The sequence below is a fragment of the Parabacteroides sp. D25 genome, assembly GCF_000307475.1.
In the GTDB taxonomy this organism is placed as follows: domain Bacteria; phylum Bacteroidota; class Bacteroidia; order Bacteroidales; family Tannerellaceae; genus Parabacteroides; species Parabacteroides distasonis.
This window is the reverse complement of the sequence record NZ_JH976510.1, coordinates 30,664-53,411: the sequence shown is the minus strand read 5'-3', so window position 1 is coordinate 53,411 and position 22,748 is coordinate 30,664. Positions and strand designations below refer to the sequence as shown.

Below are 22,748 nucleotides of genomic sequence, written 5' to 3'. Positions count from 1 at the left end.
GAAAGACAGTTATCATGAAGAACACGAAATTAATTACCATGTTATGCCTAGGGGCACTAATCGCCTGTTCACCGTCGAAGAAAGGACTAGAACCGACAAGCGAACAGGTTTCGCCGAGAGAACGTTTAATAGAGAACCTACGTGCGACTCCACAAAAAGGAATCATGTTCGGACATCACGATGATACGGTTTATGGGATCGGATGGGAATTTGACGAAGGAGGCTCAGACGTGCAAAAAGTATGCGGCGATTATCCGGCCGTTATCAGCTTTGATCTTGGAGAGATCGAACTCGGGGGAGATAAAAGCCTTGATAAAGTACCTTTCGAGAAAATACGCAAGGAAATCATCAACCAATATAACCGGGGAGGCTTGGTATCTTTAAGTTGGCATCCCCGTAACCCTAAAACCGGAGGGGACGCTTGGGACGTATCAGACCATGCTGTCGTGAAATCGATCCTTCCGGAAGGGGAGAACTATGAGAAATTCCAAAGTTGGCTAGGCAAAGTGAATGATTTCATCCTTTCCTTGAAAACAAGCGATGGCACCAAGATTCCCGTCCTATTCCGTCCTTGGCACGAACACACCGGAAGTTGGTTCTGGTGGGGACAGAATTTATGTACCACGGATGAATACAAGGCGCTATGGCGAATGACCGCCGATTATCTAAACGCTCACGGAGCGGCAGACCAGATCGTTTACGCTTATTCCACAGGTACGGAGCCGCGGGATCAAGCGTCTTATCTGGAACGTTACCCCGGACATGACTTGATCGACGTCCTAGGCTTCGACGCTTACCAACGGGAAGATAAGGATTTCTTCTTGAAAAGCATGGATACCAGTCTTTCCGTAATAGACAGCATAGGCAAAGCCAACCATAAGATCATAGCGATCACGGAGACCGGCTACGAAGGGGTACCAGACTCCACATGGTGGACGGGAACCCTGCTGCCTGCCATGGAGAAATATCCGGTCGCTTATGTATTGGTATGGAGAAACGCCCGTGAAAAAGTCACTCACTTTTTTGGCCCTTATCCCGGACAAGCCTCTGCCGAGGATTTCAAGAAGTTCTTTGAAAATCCGAAAACATTGTTCGCCTCCGATATCAACCTATATAAATAACATCATACATAAACCAGATAAATCACGTCATATCCAGTTGTAGAGACGGGGCGTGCCCCGTCTCCCACCATCTGATAATATCATTTAAAGCAAAAACATCATGGAACAATTTCAAGAAAAAGTAAACGAACTCTTCGCTAAACACGAAACCTTGTTAAGCCGGAAAAATATCCCTTTAGAAGACGGAAACGGAATCTTCACCCGTTATCAACACCCTGTACTGACAGCCGCGCATACCCCGATCTTCTGGAGATATGACTTAAATGAAAAGACAAACCCCTACTTGATGGAACGCATCGGCATGAACGCAACCATGAACTCCGGTGCGATCAAATGGAATGACAAATATATATTAATGGTACGTGTAGAAGGAAGCGACCGTAAATCCTTCTTCGCCGTAGCCGAAAGCCCGAACGGAGTAGACAATTTCCGCTTTTGGGATTACCCGGTAACCATGCCGGACGATCTTGTCCCGGCCACGAATATTTACGACATGCGCCTAACCGCTCATGAAGACGGCTGGGTTTACGGAATCTTTTGCGCCGAGCGCCATGACCCGAACGCAGCTCCCGGAGATCTATCCTCGGCAACCGCCACGGCAGCTATCGCCCGGACAAAAGACTTGAAAAACTGGGAACGTCTCCCGGATTTAAAGACCAAGAGCCAACAACGTAACGTCGTATTACATCCGGAATTCGTAAATGGCAAATACGCCCTTTACACCCGCCCCCAAGACGGATTTATCGACGCAGGAAGTGGCGGTGGTATCGGATGGGCCTTGATTGATGATATCACGCACGCCGAAGTCAAGGAAGAAACCATCATCGACCAACGTTACTACCATACGATCAAGGAAGTGAAAAATGGCGAAGGCCCCCACCCGATCAAGACACCGAGAGGCTGGTTACATCTCGCCCATGGCGTACGGGGATGCGCCGCCGGATTACGTTACGTGCTTTATATGTATATGACCGCATTGGAAGATCCCACGAGACCTATCGCCACACCCGCCGGCTATTTCATGGCTCCGGAAAATGAGGAACGGATCGGCGATGTATCCAACGTTTTATTCTCTAACGGATGGATCGCGGATGAGGATGGAACCGTGTATATTTACTATGCGTCTTCCGATACCCGTATGCACGTGGCTGTATCCACAATCGATAAATTGGTAGATTACTGCATGAACACTCCGGCCGACGGGCTGACTACGACCGCATCTGTCGAGACGCTGAAAAAGCTAATCGATCGAAATCTTCCACTCCTGAAATAACCTACAAAAACCACTCATATGATTAAACTAACAGAGAAGATAGGCTACGGTTTCGGGGACATGGCATCGTCCATGTTCTGGAAACTGTTTGGCGCTTACTTGATGATTTTCTATACGGACGTATTCGGATTACCGGCAGCAGCCGTAGGTACGATGTTTTTGATAACTCGTATATGGGACTCGGTCTTTGACCCGATTGTCGGCGTTGCGGCGGATCGTACGCAAACACGCTGGGGAAAATTTCGCCCTTATTTGCTTTGGCTGGCGATCCCGTTCGCCGCTATCGGAGTGCTCACTTTCATGACTCCTTCTTTCGGACAAACAGGTAATTTGATCTATGCCTATATCACCTATTCCTTGATGATGATGGTGTACTCCGCTATAAACGTGCCTTATGCGTCCTTGCTTGGAGTAATGAGCCCGTTGCCACAAGACCGTAATACCCTTTCTACGTACCGTATGGTATTCGCCTATATTGGCAGTTTTATAGCCCTGTTGCTATTCATGCCGATGGTGCGTTTCTTTAGTGGAAATAGCGATGAATTGGCGGATCAACAACATGGATGGACCATGGCTGTCGTAGTTATCGCTATCCTGTGCGCCATTCTCTTTTATGGATGTTTCGCATGGACAAAAGAACGGGTAAAACCGATTAAAGAGCAACAAGGCTCGTTAAAAGATGACTTGAGAGATCTATTGCACAACAAGCCTTGGTGGATACTATTGGGAGCAGGTGTCTCCGCTCTGGTTTTCAATTCCATCCGCGACGGGGCTACCGTATATTATTTCAAATACTTTATCATTGAGGAAGCCTATGCCAATGTATCTCTTTTCGGAGTCTCCTTCGTCTTAAGCGGATTATATCTGGCGGTAGGACAGGCGGCCAATATTGTCGGCGTGATCTTGGCCGCCCCATTAAGCAACCAGATCGGAAAGAAAAGAACCTATATGGGCTCCATGCTGATCGCCTCGGTTTTAAGCATCCTCTTTTTCTGGCTCGACAAGACGGATCTAGCCCTGATATTCACGTTCCAAGTGTTCATCAGTATTTGTGCCGGTAGTATTTTCCCCCTACTTTGGTCCATGTATGCCGATTGCACGGACTACTCAGAACTAAAAACAGGGAACCGTGCCACAGGATTGATCTTCAGTTCCTCGTCCATGAGCCAGAAATTCGGATGGGCGATCGGCACGGCAATCACAGGCTGGCTACTCGCTTTCTTCGGGTTTCAGGCCAATACCGTACAAAGCGAGGAAACGATTAGCGGAATCAAGATGTTCCTCAGTTTCTTACCGGCCGTAGGTACGATCCTGTCCGTTGTATTTATCGCCTTCTACCCGCTTAGCGAGACAAAGATGAAGGAAATCACCGCTACGTTAGAAACCAAAAGAAAAGAAACAAATGAATAAAATCACCGAAGATTTACAAAACGAGGTTCAATGGGAGCTAGAGAACAATATCCTCCCTTTCTGGATGAACCGAATGATAGATAGTGAGTATGGTGGTTTCCATGGGCAAATCACGGGAAACAATCAACGAGTCGTACATGCCCCTAAAGGCGCCATCTTGAACGCCCGTATCCTATGGACATTCTCCGCCGCATACCGTTTATTACGAAAGCCGGAATATCTGGAAACGGCGACCCGTGCCAAACGTTACCTTATCTATAAATTCTACGACCAAGAATTCGAGGGTATTTACTGGGAATTAGACTATACCGGTCAACCCGTGCAAACCAAAAAGCAAATCTACGCCTTAGGATTCGCTATCTACGGATTAAGCGAGTACAACCGGGCTACCGGAGATAAAGAAGCGTTGGATTATGCGATCCGTCTCTTCAAGGCAATCGAACAATATAGTTTCGACCCGGAAAAGAACGGTTATATGGAAGCCTTTACGAAAGACTGGAAACTGATAGAGGATATGCGACTAAGCGACAAGGATGAGAATGAGAAAAAAACTATGAACACCCATCTGCATATCCTCGAACCTTATACTAACTTGTATCGGGTATGGAAAGACGAGCACCTCAAAAAACAACTCCGAAACTTGATCCTGATTTTCACCGACAAGATTCTGGATCACCGTACCTATCATTTAAACCTCTTTTTCAACGAGGATTGGGAAAGCAAATACCGTATCATCTCCTATGGTCATGATATAGAGGCATCTTGGTTACTGCATGAGGCCGCTATCGAATTGGGAGACAACGAGATTCTTCAGAAAGTAGAGCCCTTGGTTCAAAAGGTAGCGATAGCGGCCGAAGACGGGTTATTAGCGAACGGTAGCCTCATTTACGAGTATCACCCGAATGAGAAGAAAGCCGACACGGACCTGCATTGGTGGGTGCAAGCCGAGAATGTAGTGGGTCATTTCAACTTGTATCAACATTTCGGAGATGAGCCTGCCTTAGGCACAGCCTATACATGCTGGAAATTCATTCAGCGTTATTTGATCGACAAGGAACAAGGGGAATGGCATTGGAGCGTATCGCTCGATCACGAGATCAATCGCGAGGATGACAAGGCCGGTTTCTGGAAATGTCCCTATCACAACGGACGGATGTGTATGGAGATTATCGAACGACTTGCCGGCGAATAACCGTCCGGCAGACCGCCTGCCGGCTCTTTTTTATCAGATTAACAACCGTCGGAAGCTTCCGACATCAAAAAAACAAGCGATATGAACAAATTCTATTGGATGGTGATAGGCCTCCTTCTCGGTTTGGTGAACCTCCGGGCCGAGATCAAGCTGCCAGCTTTGGTAAGCGACAACATGGTACTCCAACAAGCCACTAAAGTACGGCTCTGGGGAAATGCAACCCCAAATTCAAGCCTGAAAGTCCGTAGTTCTTGGGACAATACGGAATACACGGCCCAAGTAAACGATCAAGGCAGATGGGAAATCTGGGTTCAGACGCCCTCGGCCAGTTTCGAAAAGCAACAGTTAACATTAAAGAATGGACAAGACAAGATTGTCTTGCATGATCTTCTGATCGGCGAGGTATGGTTCGGTTCCGGCCAATCCAATATGGAAATGCCATTAAGAGGTTTCTGGCACTGCCCTATCGAGGGAGGAAACCACGCTATCGCTACATCCGGGAAATATAAGAACTCGATCCGTTACGCTACGATCCAACGGGTCGGAGCCTTGGAACCGAAAGATTATCCGGTAGGTGGCGAATGGAAAGTATGTGATCCGCGAAACGCCCCGGAGTTCGGAGCTACCGCCTATTTCTTCGCGACCCTATTGACCGAGGTATTGAATGTCCCGGTAGGTATCATCAATTGTAGCTGGGGCGGTTCCACGGTTGAAGGTTGGTTGCCCAAAGACATCCTGCGGAATTATAGCGATATCGATCTATCCTTAGCGGGTAACGATGAGAAAATCCATCCGATGCTACAACCCATGATCATGTATAACGGAATGCTGAAACCGGCCAGCAAATATACGGTCAGAGGTTTCCTATGGTATCAAGGAGAGTCAAATGTCGGACACCCGGACTACGCTAAACGCCTAGCGACAATGGTAGAACATTGGAGAGGATTATGGGGACAAGAAGAATTACCTTTCTATCTGGTAGAAATCGCCCCTTACGAATATGGAGAAGGAGACCAAGCCGCGTACCTTCGTGAAGAGCAATACAAAGCTACCCGGTTGATCCCCAATAGCGGTATTGTTTCCACGAACGATCTGGTACAGGATTACGAGAAACGGCAAATACACCCCAAAGAAAAACAAAAGATCGGTGAGCGTCTTTGTTATATGGCTCTAAACAAAACCTATGGTTATACAACCATCGCTTGTGAGGGCCCCCAATACGATCATATGGAAGTAGATAAAGATAAAATCATTCTTTTTTTCAAGAATGCGGAAGATGGCTTCAATCGAGATAACGGGATCATAGGCTTCGAGATAGCCGGAAAAGACATGCGTTTCCACAAGGCTAACGCAACTATAGACGCTAACAAAAAAACCGTTATTATCTCAGCTCCAGACGTAAAAGCCCCAATAGCCGTTCGTTATGGCTTCCGGAATTTCCAAATTGGCAACTTGCAAAACGTACAAGGATTACCGGTGCTTCCATTCCGCACGGATAAATAAAACGACTAAGAAAATAAAATACAATACGTTATAATATTCAAGCTTGTTCACACGTAATGTCTTATTTTCATCTGTAAGACGTATTTAGTTTTTATTTCATTCTATTGTGATAATAGAAATTACCCTCCTAAAGTATTAGTGAACTTAATTCTTCCCATAAAAAAATGGGAGATCTTATTTTACAAGGAATCAGAGACCTCCTCTGATTCCTATTTATTTTTCATTCATATCATAATGTATACAAAAAATGATAGTTTGTATACAGACCATACTAATACATTGCGCTTTTTTTGCATCTAGATTTACTGAAGGGGGAAATATTTGTATGACAAACTAAATAACAATAATTTTATGAACAAGCTTATTAACAGAATTTCTCCGGAAACATCTGAAAACCGAATCTTACACGCTGGCTTTAGTATCATATTGATGTCAGAGGAAATAACACAAACCCTATCTGGTTTATCCAGCGATATGATTATTTTTATCTTAAGCGGATCCATAACTATATATTCCACTAAAGAAGAAAAGAAAACAATCGGTGAACAGTATATGATCTTTCTAAGATCATTTGAAAATTACACATATGATATCACACTAGGTTCAAAAATCATCATTTTCTTTTTTGACAGTTTAACGATGAATGAGTTACCGTATTACCAACATCCGTACGGAATATTACCTCAACCTATCTCTAAGTGGATAGAACTGAAAATAGTGGAACCTTTATACGGTTTTCTAGAACTTGTCGGACAATATCTTGAAAATAATTTCCTGAACTACCCTTTGTATGAATTAAAGAGAACGGAATTATTCTACTTACTGAAAAAGCTTTATAGAAAAGAGGAATTAGACTACTTTTTCTATTTATCAAGTACGCATTCAGCAGAGTTTGAGAGACTCATCGCCGAGAATTATATAAAAGCTAAAACAGTAACAGATCTAGCTCAAATGATAGGTTACGGAGTAAATTCCTTTCGGATGAAGTTTAAAAAAGTTTTCGGTATTCCAGCCTACGAATGGCTGATGCAAGAGAAATCCAAACGACTATTGGTCGCCATAGCTAACAGCGAGGATGATTTTAAGAATATAATAGATGAATTCGATTTCTCCTCGCATTCGCATTTCTACAAATTTTGCAAGGCACGCTTTGGATATAGTCCCACGGAGCTAAGGAAAAAACTTAAATCGTTGTAAAAAACACCCCCTATCAGAATATACATTTAAATTGTCAAGTTGTATAACTCCTAATAAGTTATACTCATTTATCTTTGCCTCATTGATTTTAGACACCTATCCGTATGGATGATCTAATAAAAGATAGTGTATAATGACCACCATATTTTTTTATGTTTTACTATTCCAAATTAAAGACTGGGATAAAATTTGTGAAGAAGAGGGTAAAATGACATCGCCGATAATTTGCTATATTTTGCTAGGGGTTATCTTATTCATAATCTTGATGCGTATACTTTCCATATTGCAGTTTTTGCGATTGAAGCGGAAGGTAAAGAAACGTATTTCCCCGAAACACGATAAACCTTCCTGTAAATAAAGCCTCTACCCGCTTACATTCATTAATAATTAACGGAAGAACCAATTCGCTTCTTTCTATGTTTATATAAAAAAAGCGTTTAGATCATGGGCTTCAACATTCCTTACACAGACAAAAAGCGGGTCGTAATTATCGGGGGCGGATTTGGGGGGTTAAAACTAGCTGAGAAATTGAAAAAGAGCAAGTTTCAAGTAGTCTTAATCGACAAGAACAACTATCACCAGTTTCCTCCCCTGCTTTATCAAGTAGCGTCCTCCGGCTTAGAATATAATGAAATATCCTTTCCATATCGAAAGATATTCCAGAAGAGAAAGAACTTTTACTTCCGGTTGGCAGAGGTCTATGGCGTCAATCCGAAAGGGCATACCATTCAAACCTCCATCGGCGAATTGGAATATGATTATCTTGTAATCGCCGCTGGAACTATCACCAACTTCTTTGGAAACAAAACGATCGAGGAACAGTCTCTACCCATGAAAACGGTAGAAGAGGCGTTAGCTTTACGAGACACCTTATTAATTAATTTAGAGAAAGCGACTACTTGTACGGACCCGGACGAGAAGCAAGCTTTGCTAAATATAGTTGTTGTAGGTGGAGGGGCTACAGGTGTAGAAGTATCCGGCGCCTTATCCGAGATGAAACGGTTTGTTTTGCCGAAAGACTATCCGGATCTAGGAAACTTTCATATGAATATCTATCTGATAGAAGGGTCCTCTAAATTACTAGGGGCCATGTCTCCGGAAGCCTCCTCCAACGCTAAACGCTTCCTTGAGGATATGGGCGTTAACATCATTCTTCAGAAGCGTGTCGTGGACTATAAGGATGGGAACGTTTTCTTAGATGACGGCCAAACCATACCCACTAGAACCTTACTTTGGGTAAGTGGTGTGAAAGCGGTGCATTTCGATCATATCGAAGGAGAACTCTTGACCCGGGGGGAACGGATTATCGTCAATGAATGTAATCAAGTAAAAGGCTTATCCAATATATTCGCCATAGGAGATGTCTGCTGGATGGCAGAACCGGATTACCCGAACGGACATCCGCAAGTCGCTCAGGTAGCGATTCAGCAAGGTGAGTTATTAGCCGAAAATCTACAACGGATCGAGGCTCTAAAAAAACCGAGACCTTTCCATTATAAGAATTTAGGAACTTTAGCTACTGTCGGCAGGAATAAAGCGGTTGCCGATTTAAATAAGGTGAAATTACATGGATTTACGGCATGGTTGGTTTGGATGCTCGTACATTTACGTTCCATCTTAGGAATCAAGAATAAGCTAATTGTACTGATCGACTGGATCTGGAATTATTTCACGTACGACCGTTCCATGCGTTTCATCTTGTTCATCCAAAAGCACAAACAAGATGGAACACAGGGCACGGAACCTACTTTATAAACTATAAGTCAACGTAAGCCAAGCTACCCGGGCATCACGATTGCGCTTTTGCGTCATTTCTAAGTTCGGGGCATCAATAATCGTTGTTTCTTCTAAACTATCGAATATATTGTTGATACTTAAGTTCGCGCATAATTTACGATTGAGGAAATATTGAGAGAGACCGGCATTTACGCTATAACGGCCTTTGATCTTACCTTGAGGCGTAAGCTGGTCGGAAACGTAGAAGCCGTCTACCTGAAAATCCGTAGTCGGCGTAATACTTACGTTTACATTCCCCTTCACATCCCAGCAAACCAAGGATTTCTTCTCGTCATAGCCTATCGTACGCCCATCGATCTCGTCCCGATAGATATCCCCGGAGAAACCGACCGTCAAGATACGTACCGGATTCCAGCTACCGGACAAGTCGGCTCCGACTGCTTGGCTATGTCCGATATTCTCTTTCTTCCAAACCGTCTCGTCATTTACTTGGCTAGCGGTTTCCATGATACGATTCGTACGATTCCGGTAATAAATAGCCGGAGTCAAACGGAGACGGGGAGCCGAGAACTGATATCCTAGCTCTACGTTATGGATAAACTCATCCTTCAAGTCCGGATTCCCCTGTATGATATGGGTAGGATCACTGTTATTCAAGAAAGAGCACAAATAGCTGCCATTCGGACGAATCGCCCGTTGCTGATAACTCAAGCTTAAGCGATTGCTCTTATTCACCTCATAAGTAAAACGGGAACGAGGATACAAATGAAAACGGGAACTCTTGTTCTCTTTGCCTTTTATCCCCTGCCAATAAGGATCGTTGATCCAAGAAGGGCTAAACTCATCCATCTTAAAATGACTAAATTCCGCCTGTATCCCTATCTCTGCGTTAAAAGCGCCCCAATTCTTAACCACGTCCGCATAGATCAAATTCAGATAACGGTTGAAATCGTAATTATACGATTTCGCCGGACTTAACTCAAAACTACCGTCAACCTTATCAAAAGCAGCCGTCAGATAATCCTCGTTTCGCACACGACCTATATAACCAAGCTTGAAATCCCAACCATCGATCTCCTGCCCATATCCAAATCCCCAGAAATAATTATGTTTCGTATGGTCGATAGATTGGTTATCCTCCGAGACGATATTCCCGTTTTGAGGATTCTCATTCTTGAAATCATTATCCTCATCATACGAGAAATTATTATAGTTGAATACGGTATAAAAACCTTGATTCTCCGAAATCTCATGGTTCCAATACGCTTCGGCGGCATAAGCTTCCTGGCGCTGGTCGTTATACCGGTTACGGATCACGTACTTCATTTGCTCCCCTTTCGGGTTGAATACCCGGTTGTTAATGCGTCCATACCGGCTATAATCCATCAAATGATACAGGCCATGCACGGTGATCCGGTCTTTCGCGGAAAGATCATAGTCTACTTTCATATCCGCCACATGTACGTCCGGACGAGCCGTGGCATTATTATTCATCTCCGTCCGGTTTTTAGCGGTCGCGGTCGATTTGCTGAAAGATCGTTCCCGGTATTCCCTCCTATAATTGTATTTCGCATTGATATGGAATTTTCCGGGATGCAAATTCAATACCGCTCCTGCGTTATATCGCTCATTCCATCCCGCCCCAAGCGTAACATATAGAGGGGAATCTCCCGTTCCATACATACGAGGCACCAGATTGAGTATGCCCGCGTCACCATCCGGCACCGCATTAATCGGAGGAAATGCCCCTAATGAGATCTGGTTAAAGAACAGGGCGGGAAGTTGGATCAGCACGTCACCGCTATATTCTTCCAGCAAACCGTAAGGAACTCCATCGACAAGCATCCCGACATTACCGGAGCCCCTGTATGTAACGGCTCCTTCCATATCGGTTATGACAGAAGGCAATTGGCGAAAAGCATCCGCCGCCGTATTGGTAACGCTACTCAAGTTATTATCTACCCGCAAGATTTTCATCCCACCCCTCTCGCTCAACCCGGCGAAACGGGTACCCTGAATCTCTATATTCCGAATCGTAAGCGTCGTATCGGCAGGAGTCTGCGAGAATACCGGCATAGCCAATAGAGCGGCCAATGGAAGAAGTAAAATTTGTCTCATATCATTATCTATGGTTTATAAACAAAAAAAGTCTGTATGTTCAACGCATACAGACTGTCCTCAAAACTCGTTTACTGATTATTATTCAGCAGGAGCAGCTTCTACGGCAACAGAGTCAGTAACCTCAACAGCTACAGAATCAGTAGCGGCAGCATCCTCTTCTACTACAGGAGCTTCCTCAACTACAGTAGCCTCTTCTGTTTCAGCAACAGATTCGGTAGATTCAGCAGATTTGTTGCCACAAGATGCGAATGATACAGCTGCGATAACAGCAGCAAATGCAACTAACTTTTTCATTTTGTTCTTAATTTAAACGGTCTATAATATCTTGTTGTTGTAAAACGATGCAAATGTATGTATTAATCATATATGTTGTACAACATAAGACGTTTTTTTTTGAATTATTTTCTACCGCTTTTACAATATGCTGAATATTAGCTGCGTTTGCTTTCTATTTATTTATCAATAATTACTGTACAGGTAACGCTTAATACTTTTCTTCGGTGTTTTCTCAAATTCTGTCGGATACAATTGTATCTCCGAGATCGTTTCGTAAGGAGCCAAGAGCTTGTTCAACTCTATCCTATTTTGTTCCATGATAACTGGAAGATCCGTATGCGAGATACCCGTACTATCCACCGTATCGTAATCCGGATACACCATCCCGATCAATTTCCCGTTTTTCTCCACGACCAAACTCTCCATCACGAATGGCAAATTGTTCAATTTGGATTCAATCTCTTCCGGATAAATATTTTGTCCGCTAGCGCCCAAGATCATCGTCTTGCTACGTCCACGTATAAAAATACGGTTGTCATGATCGATCGTACCCAAATCACCCGTCCTTAGCCAGCCATCTTCCGTGAAGACATTTTGGGTTGCCTCATCATTCTTATAATAGCCTTTCATTACGTTCTCGCCCGATACTTGAATCTCGCCTACCTTATTATAAGGGTCTTCCGAATCGATACGGACTTTCATGATCCCTTTCAAGATCTGTCCGCAAGAACCGGGCACATACTCATTATTATGGTCATAACTGATCAACGGGCCACATTCCGTCATACCATAACCGATCGTGAACGGGAATTTGATCTTATACAAGAAATCCGTTACTTCTTGATTCATGGCGGCGCCCCCCACGATCACTTCACGGAAACGTCCTCCCAAGGCATCCACCAAATGTTTGCGGATCTGCGCATAGATACGTGAATCCAACAGTGGGATATTCAAGGCCAACTTCAAGGTTCGCTTATTCAACTGAGGAAGGATCATCTTCTTATAGATCTTCTCCAAAATCAGGGGAACCATCAAGATCAAGTTCGGCTTCACCTCCTCGAATGCCTTTAATAAGATCTTAGGAGACGGCACCTTACCTAATAAATAGACATGCACACCGAATGCCATGGGTACCAATAAATTGAAAGCGCAACTATAGGCATGGGCCAGAGGCAGGAAACATAACTCACGTTCACCCCGGAACAATAGATCCAGTGTCCGGGCATACGTCACGTTTCCGGCTAAATTATTCCCCGTCAACATAACCCCTTTGCTAAATCCGGTCGTACCCGATGTATAGTTGATCTCTACCACCTTGTCATTATCCAGCTCAGCGTATTTGATATCCTCTTGGGTGAAGCCATCCGGATATTTCTCGGTCATCTTCTCATCCAGCGATTTCATCAACTTCTGGATATTCTCCCCATCCCGTTGATGCAAGCAACGATAATCAGAAAGAGAGAATACACCGCGAACCTCTTCGATCTTATCTTCCTCCAAAGAATCCCAAATCCGGTCGCTAACAAACAAAAAGACAGATTCCGAGTGGTTAATAATATGATGTACATCATTCGGATTAAAGTCCTGAAGAATAGGCACGATAATCGCCCCATAAGTAACAACCGCCATATAAGCGATGCACCAACGGGAGCTGTCTTTACCGATCAACGCGATCTTGTCTCCACGACGGACTTGGCACTCATGGAATAAAAGATGAATACGTGCGATCTCCGTCGCCACATCACCGAAAGTAAAGGTCTTACCTTTCCCGTAATCCGTTAATGCCGGCAAGGCCCAGTTTTCCTTGAAACTCTCCTCGTAAATCTTAATGAAATTCTCTTTGATCATAGCACACTTTTGTGAAATTCGCGTAAAAGTAAAAACAAATCCTTACTTTTGCCATGATATAACCTATAAATTTAAAATAAGAATGAAAAGAATCACTCTCGCATGGGCATTGACCCTCTGTAGTTTTATTACATTTATCGCCTGTTCATCCCCAGATGTTGGAGAAAGAAGCGTAAGCATTATCCCCGCTCCGGCCCAAATGACAGTAGGCGAAGGTACATTCACGATCCATCCCGGCATCGAGATCGGTTATGCGGACGAATCCTTAAAGGGTATGGGCGAGTTGCTATCCAACGAGATAGAAAAGCTATCCGGCATCAAGCTGGCTTCCGCCTCAGACAAAGAATCGAATTGCATCATCTTCCTCGAGTTGACAGATCCGAAAGAGTTCGCCGACCTGCCAAAAGCTTATGGATTGAGTCCGAAAGATAGTGTCCCCGTAGATGAGTCTTACTCCCTCTCCATCCAAAAGAGAAACATCTACATCAAGGCCACTACCCTAGAAGGTATCTATCGAGGTATCACTACCTTGAAACAAATCGTGGGTGGTAATCTACAACCCGGAGGCGAGAAGATTTATCTACCGCTACTGGAAGTGAAGGACTCACCTCGTTTCGCTTGGCGTGGGCTTTCTTTCGATGTATCTCGTTGCTTCTTCGATCCCGAGGAAGTGAAACAAGTGATCGATATGATCGCCTTATATAAGATGAACGTACTGCATATGCATCTTTCCGATAACCAAGGCTGGCGTATCGAGATCAAGAAATATCCCGAGCTAGCGGAAATAGGAGGTCAACTTCCCAACAACGGGAGAAAAGGAGGCTATTATACGCAAGAGGAATTCAAGGATCTCGTTAATTACGCGAACGAACGCTTCATCACGATCATCCCGGAAGTAGATATCCCGGGGCATACAGCTGCCATATTCGCCGCTTATCCGGACTTTAAGAACGCTGTCAAATTCAAGACCAATGTTAACATCCCGGGACAGGCCTTCAATGCCCTCGACGTAGATGATCCGAAAGCGATGCAATTTACGGAGGATGTTATCGCGGAGCTAGCCGCTTTAGCACCCGGAAACTACATTCATATCGGAGGTGACGAGGCGATCGGCTTACCCCATGATAAGTTCGTCCGTTTTATAAATAAGACACGGGAAATCGTATTGAAGAATGGAAAGAAAATGGTCGGCTGGCAAGAAACCGCCCGTGCGGATATCTCGGAAGGCGATGTCATCCAGCACTGGATTTATCTGAAGCAAAAAAACGAGGACTCTTCTAAGAAAAAAGATAATATACCTGCCGAATATAAAGAGATCATGGCCTTATTCGCAGAATTCATGAAAGAGGCACCAAAAGATCCGGGTCTTGGGATATCCAAAAAAGCGAAAGTGATTCTCTCGCCGAGCGGTTACGTTTATCTGGACCATAAATATCTGGAACCAAGCGCGGACTCCACCCAAAACGCGGAGCAAGAACGTTTAGGTATGGCCGCCTACGAGAAACAAACGATCCAAGAAATGTACGACTGGGACCCGATGACCTTCAACCCGACTGTAGAGAATCCTCAAAAAGATGTAGCGGGTATAGAAGCCGCTATCTGGTGCGAGACGATCACCAATTTCAGAGATCTGCAATTCCTGTTAATGCCTCGTTTGGCAGGTGTCGCCGAAAAAGGTTGGTCCAAAGTAGAGAACACACATTGGGACGAATATAAAGTAAGACTTGGTGCGCAAGCCCCCTTATGGGAAAAGGCCGATTGGAACTATTTTAAATCATCCTTAGTGGATTGGAAATAACAGTACAAAATCTTCATAATATTACGAATATTTCGAAACAAATTAAATATCTTTGTCCTATCAACTTTAGGACAAAGATATTTTTATGAATAAATGGCTTATTATATTTGCGATATTACTAACCGCTTGTACCGGCACAAGCGAGAAATCAGAGGAATGTATAACAATTGACCTAGCAACTGTTTTTGACCATCAGCCTCAAGAAGTAGCCTTAAAGAAATGGGCGAAATCCATCCAATTCATCCCTCTGCAAACGAATGACTCAATCTTGATCAAATACATCTCCCGCATTATTAAACATGGCGATAAGCTATTGGTACAGCATGATAACAGAGCTTCCGTTTTCGACTTGGCAGGAAAATATTTATACGATATCGGCAAACAAGGAGGAGGTCCGGATGAGTTTAGTCGTATATCCGGACTAGAACCTCATGATCATCTTATTTATATAAAAGATAGCCCCACTCGGATAAAGATATACGATTGGCAAGGGAAATTCCACCAAACCATTCAAATTCCGGATAAGAACATCCGGGGATTTTATCCCCTCCCTAAGACGAACGTTATCCTAGGTCACGTACCCAACCTCTCTGGCAACGCACCCATTCGGTTCTATTTTTGCCAAGATATAGTCATATCGGATAGCATACCTTACTATAAATCTTATACAGAACCTCCTTTCGTCATGACATTTACCTATGAGTTCCGTCCTTTCGACGGAAATAAGATTGCCGCATTTAAGGAGTTGTTCTGCGATACGATATTTAAAGTTTCCAACGACATGAAGCTAACTCCTTATGCCGTCCTCGATCTAGGTAAATACCGAACACCCGAGGAACTCCGTTATAATATCACGATAGACGATATAAAAAACGACCTGTTCAGGACAAAGACAATCCCTGTCATACCCGGGCAAATCGGAGACCGGCTCTATATGCATAACTTCTCTGATAAAGATACCTATACATTATATTATGATATAGCGGAGAAGCAATTAGCCTATGTACAATTCATATACCCGGAAAACTCATTTGAACTTCCCGAAGAAGCCTATTTCACTCCCAAATACATCTCAAACGACAACCGTTACCTAATCGACTGGGAGCAACCCGAGAATGATAACAATCCGGTATTAATCTTAGTGGAACCCTAGTTGCCGTATTTCCTCTATCGGCACAATAAACAAAACAAGGCCGCAGCAAGGACTATTCGATAACAAGTCTTCATAAATAATGTTGCTTGACTGTATCTATTCCTTAGTTCACGGCATGGTTTTTACAGACCACGTCATGGTTTATACAGACCACGACGTGAATCGCACAAACCACGCCGTGGTTTGTAGAATATATCCAATAGCAAAAAAGAATAGATAAGCTTCCGGAAAACTATTTATGCAATAGTAAAGAGTTTTTAAGTCCATCTCAATCCGAACTCTTTACTAATCCGGGCTTAATTAGTACCTTTGCACTCTAACTAAATCGAAAATGATAGATCAGACCGTATTTAACAATAAAAAGGCCGCTTATTATACGCTGGGTTGCAAACTAAATTTCGCGGAGACCTCTACCATTGGAAAGCTATTAGCCGAACAAGGGGTACGCAAGGTGCGCCCCGGTGAAAAAGCGGATATATGCGTGGTGAATACTTGCTCCGTAACGGAACTAGCCGACAAGAAATGCCGGCAAGCGATTCGCCGGATCGGTAAACAACACCCCGGTGCCTTTATCGTGGTGACCGGTTGCTACGCACAGTTGAAGCCGGAGGAAGTCTCCCATATAGAAGGCGTTGACTTGGTTCTTGGCGCCGAACAGAAATTAGAGATCCTTCAATATCTGGAGAACCTAGAGAAGAAAGAAAATGGTGGAGCGGTTATCGCCTCACAAAGCAAGGATATACGTTCCTTCTCCCCTTCCTGCTCGGCGGACGACCGTACCCGTCATTTCTTGAAAGTACAAGACGGATGCGATTATTATTGCTCTTATTGCACCATACCCTTCGCCCGCGGAAGAAGCCGGAACGGGACGATCGCCAGCATGGTGGAACAGGCGCAGGAAGTCGCACGTAAAGGAGGCAAGGAGATCGTATTGACAGGCGTGAATATCGGGGACTTCGGCAAAAGTACCGACGAGACCTTTATCGACTTAATCCGGGCTTTGGATGAGGTAGATGGAATCGTACGCTATCGTATCTCTTCCATCGAGCCGAATCTGATTACCGACGAGGCAATAGACTTCGTGGCTCACAGCAAACGTTTCGCACCTCATTTCCATATCCCTTTACAAAGCGGCAGCGATGCTGTCTTGCAATTAATGCGCCGCCGTTACGACACCGCCCTTTTCCGTCATAAGATCGAAAAGATCAAGGAAGTAATGCCGCATGCCTTTATCGGCGTAGACGTAATCGTTGGAACCCGTGGCGAGACAGACGAGTACTTCGAGGAGGCACGCCAATTCATAGGCAGTTTGGATATAAGCCAACTTCACGTGTTCAGCTATTCGGAACGCCCCGGAACCCAAGCGTTGAAGATCGATCACGTGGTAGATCCGAAGACCAAGCATGCACGCAGCCAACAACTCTTGGATATCTCGGATCGGAAACTACATGCCTTTTATGAGGCCCATATCGGACAGGAAGCGAATGTCTTATTCGAGCATACCAAGAAAGACGGCAAGATGCACGGTTTCACCGAGAACTATATAAAGGTAGAAATCCCTTATGATGCCACCTTGGTCAATGAGACCCGCAAAGTCGTACTAGGCGGCTGGAATGAGGATCGCACCGCATTAATAGTCAACAATCAATCATCAACCGTCAACTGAGATGTGGGATAAAATACAATATGCCTTTCTTTATAGCTGGGTAAAAGTACACGCCTTACTTCCCATGCGGGCTTTATACGTGTTATCAGACATCCTATATGTCCTTATCTATAAGATAGCCGGATACCGGGTAAAAGTAGTGCGCCGTAATATAACCGCCTCTTTCCCGGATAAATCCAAGGCTGAGTGGCGTCAGTTGGAACGCCGGTTCTACCATCATTTCGCCGATTATATCGTGGAAACGATTAAATTGGCCCATATCTCTCTGGATGAGATACAACAGCGAGCCTATCTGAAGAACCCGGAATTGGTTGACCAACTTATGGAGAAAGGCCATACTTGCTTCATCCTCACGATGGGGCATTATGGCAACTGGGAATGGTTCTCCGGATCGACCACCCGTTTCGAGGACTCACGCATCTATCAGATATACCGTCCGTTAAACAACAAGGCCTTTGATAAGCTATTCGCCGATCTCAGGACACAGTTCGGTTCTTTCGGCATCAAGAAAAACGATACGATACGGGATATCATCAAGTTAAAACAAGACAAAACCAAATCAGTCGTCATCTTCTTGGCGGACCAGACACCCAGCAAGGCCAACCTGCATTATTGGACCGAGTTCCTTCATCAAGATACAGCCATATTAACCGGTCCGGAGCGTATCGCACGGAAACTGAACCTGCCTGTGATCTTCCTCGATACCCAAAAGGTAAAAAGAGGATATTACACCGTAGACATGAAGCTGATTACGGAGAATCCAAAAGAGACTCCGGAGAATTACATCACCGAGCGATACGCACGACTTTTAGAGAAAATGATCTTGCGTGATCCGGCTTACTGGCTATGGACCCATAAACGTTGGAAACATAAACACGAGCAACAAGGATGAAAAAAGTAGCGATTGTCATCTTAAACTGGAACGGAAGAAAGCTAATGGAGGAATTCCTTCCTTCCGTCGTATCCAACTCTCCGGAATGGGCGGAGGTTATCGTAGCAGACAACGGTTCTACCGATGACTCGATCAAGATGTTGAAAGCAAAATTCCCCACGGTCAGCATTATCTGCCTCGACCAGAACTACGGATTTGCCGAAGGATATAATCAAGCGCTCAAAAGGCTCGACCATGAATATTGCGTTTTATTAAACAGCGACGTAGAAGTTACTCCCAATTGGTTAGATGCCCCGATTTCCACTCTCGACTCTGATCCGTCAATCGCTTGTGTCCAACCCAAAATACGGGCTCAACGAAATAAAGAATACTTCGAGTACGCAGGTGCGGCCGGAGGATACATTGATAAATACGGCTATCCATTTTGTCGGGGGAGAATCTTGCATATCGTGGAAAAGGACGAGGGACAATACGACACTCCCGCCGATATCTTATGGGCGACAGGAGCCTGCTTATTCGTTCGCACGGCTACGTATAAGGAAGTCGGGGGATTGGATGCCGGATTCTTCGCACATCAAGAGGAGGTCGATATGTGTTGGCGTTTACGTTCCCGGGGATATCGGTTGATATGCGTCCCACAATCCATCGTTTACCATGTCGGTGGAGCCACCTTGAACGCGGAAAGTCCCCGCAAGACTTTCTTGAATTTCCGAAACAGCTTATTGATGCTTTACAAGAATTCCCGGGAAGAAGATCTAAAGCATGTGATGTGTGTCCGCTTTTGGCTAGACTATATCGCCGCCGCAAAGTTCCTGCTGGAAGGACATTTCGCGAACGCCAAAGCTGTTTATGAGGCACGGAAAGCCTATCACCAACTCAAACCGGAATATACGCCTAAGCGTAAAGAGAATCTGGAGAAAAGAACACTGAGCACCATCCCGGAACTTATGCGGGACAGTTTAATTCTGGCATTTTATCTAAAAGGGAAGAGGACATTCAAAGTGATAAAGGATAGACGATAAAGAAACCGGCCTTCTTACTTCCCCTAAGGAGAAAAGAAGACCGGTTCGCAAAAAATATATAAGATTTTAAGTATCAATCCCTGTAAAATGGATATCAAAAAACCACCCGATAAAAAAAGAAATCCCGGGAGAGAGCCAAAGCCAATGAATAAGACAGGTCAAGTCTCTGCAACTTCAAAATGGTCTTTTCACTAACGGCACGTTTCGATGTCTTGGCGATCCCGGTATATACCTCATGAAAAGGAAAAGCTTGCTCCACAAGTTGCTCTTGTACAGCTTTATTATAAGCGGCACGCAAGATTCTCATATAAAATGAGCTACTATTCTTACTCACTCTCCTTCCCCATAGCCATTTCTCATATTTGCAAGCCGTATCGGAGTCTAATGCGGTGAGAGGTATATCACAATTCTCTAAAAAAGAGGAAAAGCTGTTCAATATTCGTAAATAATTACGGGAAGTACTGAATTGACCGCTATCATGAAGGAGTCCAATCTCTTTTCTCAAATAGTCCAACATTCCGGTTTCAGTTTTTGGAGATCGGCAACTAACACTTAATTATTTCGACGATATTCGGTTGGAGTGACCCCATAGCTTTGTTTAAAAGCCGTACTAAAATAACGAGCGCTGGAAAAACCGACACGGTCCGCTACTTCCTGAATACTCATATCCTTATGAGATGAAAGCAACCGAGAAGCCTCGACCATACGAAACCGAATCACATAATCACCAACCGAGACATCCGACAAATGACTGAACTTGCTATAAAGCGTCGTTCTACTCATCGCCATCGCAGAGGCGATAAAAGGCACATTCAAATCCGGATTACTCAAGTTCTCCCGAAGCAACGTATTCAATTTACACATGAATTGTTCGTCCGCATTGCTTGTCGCATCCTCTTTTGGAGAGAATAGACAACCGGACTCACGATAACGCACACGAAGTAGGTCTCGTTGTCTTAATATATTCCGCAGAATCACCAACAAGGAATCTATATCAAACGGCTTCGCCAAATAGATATCCGCCCCTGATTTATCCCCCTCTACCGAGCTTGCTTGATCCACCCTTGCGGTCAACAGAACCACAGGAATATGGCTAACCGCTACGTCGTTCTTGATTCGGTAACACAGCTCAAAACCATCAGTCCGAGGCATCATGACATCACTGATTACAATATCCGGCTGACATTGACCCAAGATTTCCCAAGCCTCTTCCCCGTCTCCGGCTACAAAAACCTCCTTAAACTCTGCCTGCAAGACACCGAGTAAGTAGTTACGCAGCTCTATCTCATCTTCAACCACCAACAATGTATATTTAGCAAGCTCCGTATCTACCTGTACCCCGCACACATCTGTTTCCGGCTTGTCAGTGCCCTTCACGCTTAAATCGATAACGCTATCCGGTTCCGCGGCAGCAAACGCTTGCGTGAAAGGAAGGTCGAAATAGAAAGTGGCACCTACATCCTCATTATTGTAAGCACCTATACTTCCGCCATGCAACTCTATAAGTTTCCGGGCATAAGCCAACCCGATCCCACTCCCTTTACGGTCGTGTTCACCTTGGTAAAAACAGGTAAAAAGACGGTTTATATCCACATGTCTCAATCCGATTCCCTGGTCCGCAAGGAAAACCCGCACATTCTTATCCATACGCTCCGTACCAATGACTAATGAGGTATCCGGATCGCTGAATTTCATCGCATTTATCAATAAATTAGATAAAACGACACGGCATTTGGAAGTATCAAAGGGTACTTTCTCTACCGAAGCATCCAACTGGAACCGCACAGAAATCCTACGGGCTTCGAATTCCATGATAAAATCATCCGTTACCGATCGTATCCAATCGTTAAGATCGTAAAAACGAATATCCATAACATCGCCGTTCGTATCAGACTTCTGGGCATCGAGCACCATATCGACGATCTCCCGCATCCGGCAAGTCTGCAACAACAAACCATCCAATTGCCGGGATACATCTTTATCCGTCACCTTTCCGGATTTCAGCAAACGTTTGAGCGGAGCATAGATCAAAGTAAGCGGCGTACGTAATTCATGGCTGATGTTCACCATGAAACGGACTTTTTCCTCATAAAACTTTCGTTCATGTTCTTTCATGGCCCAAGCAAGTTTCCGTTCTTTGCGTCGCATAACAGACCAGATCATCCCTCCAATTGCCGCAAACGCGATCACCCCCATCGCGATCAGAAACCAAGCGCGTCTCCACAAAGGAGGCTCCACATCTACCGTCAATAATCTCAAAGGAACACTCCAGTCTCCATTCTTCTTGCTATAGGAAACCCATAATTCATAGTTGCCCGGAGAAAGCGCCGGAAATGTAAACGCATGGCTTGAAGTCTCCAACAACTCCTCACGGTCTCCCTTGATGTAAAAACGGAATAATTTCTTCCGCATCAAATCCTTCTCTTTCACGATAACACTTAACCCAAGGGAAACATAATCCCACGGAATGGAAATAGCCTGTTCCCCGGATATACCATCAGGATGAATCGGTAACCCATCTAAAGCCAAATTAATCATG

At 44.5% G+C, this 22,748-nt stretch carries 17 protein-coding genes; 12 read left to right on the top strand and 5 right to left on the bottom strand.

Annotated features, from left to right (window positions below; genetic code table 11):
• The first annotated feature begins 14 nt into the window (after positions 1-14).
• From HMPREF0999_RS20450 to HMPREF0999_RS20415, 7 genes are all read left to right on the top strand, one after another.
• Positions 15-1,121 (top strand): glycoside hydrolase family 26 protein, encoded by a 1,107-nt coding sequence (locus HMPREF0999_RS20450; protein ID WP_005855204.1) that lies wholly within the window; start codon positions 15-17, stop codon positions 1,119-1,121.
• Positions 1,122-1,221: 100 nt separating this feature from the next.
• Complete coding sequence (locus HMPREF0999_RS20445) at positions 1,222-2,394, top strand: glycosidase (RefSeq protein ID WP_005855202.1); 1,173 nt, start codon at positions 1,222-1,224, stop codon at positions 2,392-2,394.
• An 18-nt stretch (positions 2,395-2,412) separates the two neighbouring features.
• Positions 2,413-3,804, top strand: a complete 1,392-nt coding sequence (locus HMPREF0999_RS20440) for an MFS transporter (protein WP_005855201.1) — start codon at positions 2,413-2,415, stop codon at positions 3,802-3,804.
• Positions 3,797-4,996 carry an AGE family epimerase/isomerase gene (locus tag HMPREF0999_RS20435; RefSeq protein WP_009276795.1) on the top strand — a complete coding sequence of 400 codons (1,200 nt, stop codon included), beginning with the start codon at positions 3,797-3,799 and terminating at the stop codon, positions 4,994-4,996. Before HMPREF0999_RS20440 ends, HMPREF0999_RS20435 begins: the two co-directional genes overlap by 8 nt.
• Positions 4,997-5,077: 81 nt before the next feature.
• A complete protein-coding gene (locus tag HMPREF0999_RS20430; protein ID WP_005855197.1) occupies positions 5,078-6,499 on the top strand; it encodes a sialate O-acetylesterase in 1,422 nt (473 codons plus the stop codon).
• A gap of 351 nt (positions 6,500-6,850) precedes the next feature.
• Complete coding sequence (locus HMPREF0999_RS20425; protein ID WP_005865576.1) at positions 6,851-7,696, top strand: helix-turn-helix domain-containing protein; 846 nt, start codon at positions 6,851-6,853, stop codon at positions 7,694-7,696.
• Between the two features lie 444 nt (positions 7,697-8,140).
• The gene (locus HMPREF0999_RS20415) at positions 8,141-9,451 is read left to right on the top strand and encodes an NAD(P)/FAD-dependent oxidoreductase (RefSeq protein WP_008780983.1); all 1,311 of its coding nucleotides are present in this window, start codon (positions 8,141-8,143) and stop codon (positions 9,449-9,451) included.
• Here HMPREF0999_RS20415 and HMPREF0999_RS20410 read toward each other — a convergent pair.
• From HMPREF0999_RS20410 to HMPREF0999_RS20400, 3 genes are all read right to left on the bottom strand, one after another.
• Positions 9,446-11,551 carry an outer membrane beta-barrel family protein gene (locus HMPREF0999_RS20410; protein WP_009276794.1) on the bottom strand — a complete coding sequence of 702 codons (2,106 nt, stop codon included), beginning with the start codon at positions 11,549-11,551 and terminating at the stop codon, positions 9,446-9,448. The two genes, HMPREF0999_RS20415 and HMPREF0999_RS20410, sit on opposite strands and share 6 nt — an antisense overlap.
• Positions 11,552-11,632: 81 nt before the next feature.
• Entirely contained in the window at positions 11,633-11,848 is a 216-nt protein-coding gene (locus HMPREF0999_RS20405) for a hypothetical protein (protein WP_005855187.1), read from the bottom strand.
• Positions 11,849-12,013: 165 nt separating this feature from the next.
• On the bottom strand, positions 12,014-13,678 hold the full coding sequence (locus HMPREF0999_RS20400; protein ID WP_009276793.1) for an AMP-binding protein: 1,665 nt from the start codon (positions 13,676-13,678) through the stop codon (positions 12,014-12,016).
• A gap of 82 nt (positions 13,679-13,760) precedes the next feature.
• Here HMPREF0999_RS20400 and HMPREF0999_RS20395 point away from each other — a divergent pair, with 82 nt between their 5' ends.
• The 5 genes from HMPREF0999_RS20395 (at position 13,761) to HMPREF0999_RS20375 (ending at position 20,209) form a co-directional block, all read left to right on the top strand.
• On the top strand, positions 13,761-15,476 hold the full coding sequence (locus HMPREF0999_RS20395) for a family 20 glycosylhydrolase (RefSeq protein ID WP_009276792.1): 1,716 nt from the start codon (positions 13,761-13,763) through the stop codon (positions 15,474-15,476).
• An 85-nt stretch (positions 15,477-15,561) separates the two neighbouring features.
• The gene (locus tag HMPREF0999_RS20390) at positions 15,562-16,629 is read left to right on the top strand and encodes a 6-bladed beta-propeller (RefSeq protein ID WP_005855182.1); all 1,068 of its coding nucleotides are present in this window, start codon (positions 15,562-15,564) and stop codon (positions 16,627-16,629) included.
• Between the two features lie 331 nt (positions 16,630-16,960).
• Positions 16,961-18,295: a tRNA (N(6)-L-threonylcarbamoyladenosine(37)-C(2))-methylthiotransferase MtaB gene (gene mtaB / locus HMPREF0999_RS20385; RefSeq protein ID WP_009276791.1), complete on the top strand. Its 1,335-nt coding sequence runs from the start codon at positions 16,961-16,963 to the stop codon at positions 18,293-18,295.
• 1 nt (position 18,296) lies between these two features.
• The gene (locus HMPREF0999_RS20380) at positions 18,297-19,187 is read left to right on the top strand and encodes a lysophospholipid acyltransferase family protein (RefSeq protein ID WP_005865563.1); all 891 of its coding nucleotides are present in this window, start codon (positions 18,297-18,299) and stop codon (positions 19,185-19,187) included.
• Entirely contained in the window at positions 19,184-20,209 is a 1,026-nt protein-coding gene (locus HMPREF0999_RS20375) for a glycosyltransferase family 2 protein (protein WP_009276790.1), read from the top strand. The genes HMPREF0999_RS20380 and HMPREF0999_RS20375 overlap by 4 nt, the downstream gene beginning before the upstream one ends.
• Positions 20,210-20,303: 94 nt before the next feature.
• Here HMPREF0999_RS20375 and HMPREF0999_RS20370 read toward each other — a convergent pair whose 3' ends face one another.
• Positions 20,304-20,726: a phage integrase SAM-like domain-containing protein gene (locus HMPREF0999_RS20370; protein WP_009276789.1), complete on the bottom strand. Its 423-nt coding sequence runs from the start codon at positions 20,724-20,726 to the stop codon at positions 20,304-20,306.
• A gap of 35 nt (positions 20,727-20,761) precedes the next feature.
• Positions 20,762-22,747 carry a response regulator gene (locus tag HMPREF0999_RS20365; protein WP_009276788.1) on the bottom strand — a complete coding sequence of 662 codons (1,986 nt, stop codon included), beginning with the start codon at positions 22,745-22,747 and terminating at the stop codon, positions 20,762-20,764.
• Between the last annotated feature and the right edge of the window lies 1 nt (position 22,748).

Excerpts from the sequence above, each read along its gene's own strand:
- HMPREF0999_RS20380 (WP_005865563.1), top strand. The coding sequence starts at position 18,297 with ATGTGGGATAAAATACAATATGCCTTTCTTTATAGCTGGGTAAAAGTA.
- HMPREF0999_RS20430 (WP_005855197.1), top strand. The coding sequence starts at position 5,078 with ATGAACAAATTCTATTGGATGGTGATAGGCCTCCTTCTCGGTTTGGTG.
- mtaB (WP_009276791.1), top strand. The coding sequence starts at position 16,961 with ATGATAGATCAGACCGTATTTAACAATAAAAAGGCCGCTTATTATACG.
- HMPREF0999_RS20435 (WP_009276795.1), top strand. The coding sequence starts at position 3,797 with ATGAATAAAATCACCGAAGATTTACAAAACGAGGTTCAATGGGAGCTA.
- HMPREF0999_RS20400 (WP_009276793.1), bottom strand. The coding sequence starts at position 13,678 with ATGATCAAAGAGAATTTCATTAAGATTTACGAGGAGAGTTTCAAGGAA.
- HMPREF0999_RS20370 (WP_009276789.1), bottom strand. The coding sequence starts at position 20,726 with ATGTTGGACTATTTGAGAAAAGAGATTGGACTCCTTCATGATAGCGGT.
- HMPREF0999_RS20440 (WP_005855201.1), top strand. The coding sequence starts at position 2,413 with ATGATTAAACTAACAGAGAAGATAGGCTACGGTTTCGGGGACATGGCA.
- HMPREF0999_RS20405 (WP_005855187.1), bottom strand. The coding sequence starts at position 11,848 with ATGAAAAAGTTAGTTGCATTTGCTGCTGTTATCGCAGCTGTATCATTC.
- HMPREF0999_RS20410 (WP_009276794.1), bottom strand. The coding sequence starts at position 11,551 with ATGAGACAAATTTTACTTCTTCCATTGGCCGCTCTATTGGCTATGCCG.
- HMPREF0999_RS20450 (WP_005855204.1), top strand. The coding sequence starts at position 15 with ATGAAGAACACGAAATTAATTACCATGTTATGCCTAGGGGCACTAATC.
- HMPREF0999_RS20415 (WP_008780983.1), top strand. The coding sequence starts at position 8,141 with ATGGGCTTCAACATTCCTTACACAGACAAAAAGCGGGTCGTAATTATC.
- HMPREF0999_RS20375 (WP_009276790.1), top strand. The coding sequence starts at position 19,184 with ATGAAAAAAGTAGCGATTGTCATCTTAAACTGGAACGGAAGAAAGCTA.
- HMPREF0999_RS20395 (WP_009276792.1), top strand. The coding sequence starts at position 13,761 with ATGAAAAGAATCACTCTCGCATGGGCATTGACCCTCTGTAGTTTTATT.
- HMPREF0999_RS20445 (WP_005855202.1), top strand. The coding sequence starts at position 1,222 with ATGGAACAATTTCAAGAAAAAGTAAACGAACTCTTCGCTAAACACGAA.
- HMPREF0999_RS20390 (WP_005855182.1), top strand. The coding sequence starts at position 15,562 with ATGAATAAATGGCTTATTATATTTGCGATATTACTAACCGCTTGTACC.
- HMPREF0999_RS20425 (WP_005865576.1), top strand. The coding sequence starts at position 6,851 with ATGAACAAGCTTATTAACAGAATTTCTCCGGAAACATCTGAAAACCGA.
- HMPREF0999_RS20365 (WP_009276788.1), bottom strand. The coding sequence starts at position 22,747 with ATGATTAATTTGGCTTTAGATGGGTTACCGATTCATCCTGATGGTATA.